The sequence below is a fragment of the Victivallis sp. genome (assembly GCF_048170485.1).
Lineage (GTDB): Bacteria > Verrucomicrobiota > Lentisphaeria > Victivallales > Victivallaceae > Victivallis.
Map to the genome: position 1 here is coordinate 1 of NZ_DBEXAY010000143.1, position 3,387 is coordinate 3,387.

Annotated in this window: 4 protein-coding genes; 2 read left to right on the forward strand and 2 right to left on the reverse strand. The window is 57.5% G+C overall.

The window, feature by feature from the left end:
• Positions 1-5: 5 nt before the first annotated feature.
• Both ACMLHG_RS07555 and ACMLHG_RS07560 read right to left on the reverse strand, forming a co-directional pair.
• A complete protein-coding gene (locus tag ACMLHG_RS07555) occupies positions 6-713 on the reverse strand; it encodes a helix-turn-helix domain-containing protein (RefSeq protein WP_294433325.1) in 708 nt (235 codons plus the stop codon).
• A 14-nt stretch (positions 714-727) separates the two neighbouring features.
• Complete coding sequence (locus ACMLHG_RS07560; RefSeq protein WP_295808522.1) at positions 728-1,177, reverse strand: helix-turn-helix domain-containing protein; 450 nt, start codon at positions 1,175-1,177, stop codon at positions 728-730.
• Between the two features lie 408 nt (positions 1,178-1,585).
• Here ACMLHG_RS07560 and ACMLHG_RS07565 point away from each other — a divergent pair, with 408 nt between their 5' ends.
• Both ACMLHG_RS07565 and ACMLHG_RS07570 read left to right on the forward strand, forming a co-directional pair.
• A complete protein-coding gene (locus ACMLHG_RS07565; protein WP_417170110.1) occupies positions 1,586-2,647 on the forward strand; it encodes a GntR family transcriptional regulator in 1,062 nt (353 codons plus the stop codon).
• A gap of 11 nt (positions 2,648-2,658) precedes the next feature.
• Positions 2,659-3,387 (forward strand): prepilin-type N-terminal cleavage/methylation domain-containing protein (locus tag ACMLHG_RS07570; RefSeq protein WP_295808518.1); only part of this gene is annotated, 729 nt, incomplete at its 3' end.

The following is a 3,387-nucleotide window of genomic DNA, read 5'->3' on the forward strand; positions in this document are numbered from 1 at the left end:
AACGGTCAGGAGAGCGCGTTGCGGATTCTGGATGTGAGCAGAGCCGCCTCGAAGAGGAGCCGGTCCGGATTCCCCCCCTGCCCCTTCCTGCCGTAGAGGGAAACGCCGTAAAAACGATGCCGGTATTCGATCGGCAGACAGATGTTCCAGCAACCGTCGACTTCAACCCGGTGCAGATAGCCGTGCTCGGCGACCGACGCGGCAAGATGGTGCGCCTCCTCGCAGGTGAGACGGCAGGACTCCTGTTGCAGAAATTGTTCCGCCCCCTCCTCCGCCCCGGACTCCATCGTCAGAATCGCCAGCGCGATATAGGAACAGCCAGGCGGAACCCGGCAGGGCATGCCGTTGAGCTGGTCCGGACCGTACAGGTCGCTGCGGTAGAGATAGACCAGCTGGCCGTTCTCCATCCCCGCCAGCGCGCCGTTGACGCCGAGGGCCTCCGCACGGCTCCGGATCAACGGATTGGCCAGCCGGGAGAGCGGCGAGTTGAAGATCGCATTCTGCCCGAGCAGAATGAGGCCGAGGGCCGGCTCGAACCGGCGCGGACCGGAACGGACCAGATAACCGGCTTCAACCAGATCGGCGGCAATGCGCGACAGGGTGCTGGGTGGAATTCCGGACATCTCGCCGAGCTGCTTGAGCGAGACGGGCTCTTCCGCGGCGGCGGCCAGCTCAAGCACCCGGAAGGTTTTTTCCAGAAGCCGGTTTTTCATGGGTGCCTGCGACGTCACTGCCCGGCGGCAGAGGAGGCATCCTGTGCGGCGGCGGCCTCGTCCAGCTCATCCAGCAGGCGGCGGAGCGACGAGCGGCCGGTCTCGAGAACATGGAAAATCACGCGCCGGGAGGTCGAACTCGGGTGCGTCCGGTCATGCTCCCAGTAGCTCACGGAAAAGCGGGTCACGCCGGCGAAATTCCCGAGCGTCTTCTGAGAGAGGCGGAGGGCGCGGCGCAGTTCGCGGATATCCCGGGGCGCCGGCGGCAGAAGCAACTGCCGGCCGCCGCCGGAAAGTTTGCTGTACAGCTTGTCGAGCGTCTCACACCGCCGCCGGAGTTCGCCGACGGTGCGCATATTCGCGACCATATATCCGACCAGCGGAGTTACGACCGGGAGGACATCCGCCGGAAAACGCGACAGGGCATCCCGCGGCAGAACGGCATCATGTTTCAAAAGCGTCATAAGTTTCAATTCCTGTTCCATGCGAAAGAAGCCGCGGGATCCAGATCCATCAGCTGAAAAAAAAAATTTACGGCGACAACCGCGCAACTTCTTCCCAATTAGAGTTTCATCACCGCACGAAACAGACTCCGGTCTTCCTGCCGAACAAGGAAATCATTCGCAGTCCGGACCGTTCCGCCCGGCGACGATACACCGGCGGACCCCATCCCGATACGGACACCCCTTTAACATAACGCACTTCCGAAAAAAATGCAACCGGCAAACTCCGGAACCGCCGGAGAATCCGCCGGTTTCGCTGCGGGTTCCGGGAATTTCCGTTTTTTTTCCTCTTTCCTCTTGACAATCGCAAAAAAATCCGGTATAATATTACTGGTATCACACTGGTATCATATTTTTACGGGAAGCGCGATGGATCAACAGAGATTCAAGAAATCGAACCGAGACAAGAGTCCGCGCGGGCGGCTGCTGATCCAGCATTACATCTACGATCTGCAGGCGAGGAGCGGCGGGGAAAGCCGCCAGCTGCCTTCATCGCGGGAACTCGCGGCGCAGTTCGGGGTGTCGCGCTGCACGGTGACGCGCGAACTGGAGAAGCTGGTCCGCGACGGGGTGCTGGTAACGAAACAGGGTATCGGCACCTTTCTCGCCCCGGTGGCCAAAACGGGACCGGCGAAAAAAAGAATTATCGGATTGCTTTTCGGCTACGGCATCAACCACTGTTACAGTGAGTACGGCTGGAAGCTGATCGCCGCGAGCGGCACCATTCTGATCGAACATCATTGTCTGGTCCGCCCGATGAGCATCAGCTCGGGAGAGGAGGAAGGATTTTACCAGGAGCTGTGTGAAAATTTTGTGGATGGATTGATCTGGTTTGCCCCACCGGAAGAGAGATTCCCCATCATCCGGCGCATTTCCCGCCAGATTCCCACCGTGGTCTTCGGTTCGAGTGTTCCGGAGGAGTGCAATTCCCTCACCGTGGATTACACGGAAGAAAGCTACCAGGAGGGCAAGGAGCTGCTGCGGGAAGGCCGGAGTTCCTTCTGGGGGATAATGAATAACGACCCCGGAGCAGAGCTCTACCTGCGAGGTTACCGGAAGGCACTGGAAGAAGCGGGAAAAAGGCTTGATCCTGATATGATCTTCTACGCAACCTCCGCCTTGCCGGATCGGCTCCGGCAGGCGCTTCAGGCGGGGAAACACCCGGATGCTTTTTTGATCCACTCGCCCGACCTGCGTGAGGAAACCATCCGGCTGCTGCAGGAGTTTCAGATCGATTTTCAACAGCAGTGCCGTCTGATCAGCGGCAGCGCCGCGATGAAAATTCCCGGATTCGCCGGCTGGTGCCACGAACAGCCCTACCGGGAGATCGGGGAAGCCGCAACCGAACTGCTGTTGCGCCAGTTTGCCGGAGATCTCCGGGTTGAGCACAGGACGCTTGTCACGAAACATTTCGCCGTCAATCTGAAATAGAAGGGATGCGTATGAAAAAGAGATCCGGTCCATGCAACTGCAATTTTCAAAAAGTCTGCCCATATTTCACTCTGATTGAACTTCTTGTTGTAATAGCTATTATTGCAATTCTCGCGGCCATGCTGCTTCCTGCGTTGAACCAGGCCAGAGCCAGAGCAAAATCGATCAACTGTGTCAACCAGTTGAAACAGTGTATGACAGGTATGCAGCTTTACGCCGATTCCGAGGATGATTATCTGCCGGCAATCTGGATTGATAAAATTACCTGGGCACAGGCACTGGTCAAGGGAGGGTATGCCACCAGTGCCGTACCGAAAGAGCTTCAGGAAACTGATGTTTACAAATCCTATGCCTGTCCTGCAGTAGAACGCGGAGATGCACTCCCGGGTCAGTTCTGCTTTCGTACTTACGGGATGAACAATTATCTGGCCGGGAAATGGTCAAATACAACTGCAGTCAAACGTACCCGGATCGGCATAACCGGGTTCACCTGTGTCCCGCGGGGAAAACCAAGTGCAACGATAATTCTGGCAGACTCCCAGAATCCGCAGGTAACGAACAAGGTTGAACAGAGCTACATGCTCAACGCCAACAGCGGCCATGCTGTGTTGCGACATTTTCGACGCATCAACGCAGGGATGCTGGACGGCAGCGTCTCAAGCCCGGGTCCAAAAGAGTTGAAGGAAAAACATCAGTTTGATGCTGTCCTGCTCGAAGATGGTAAATCCAAGCTGAACCTG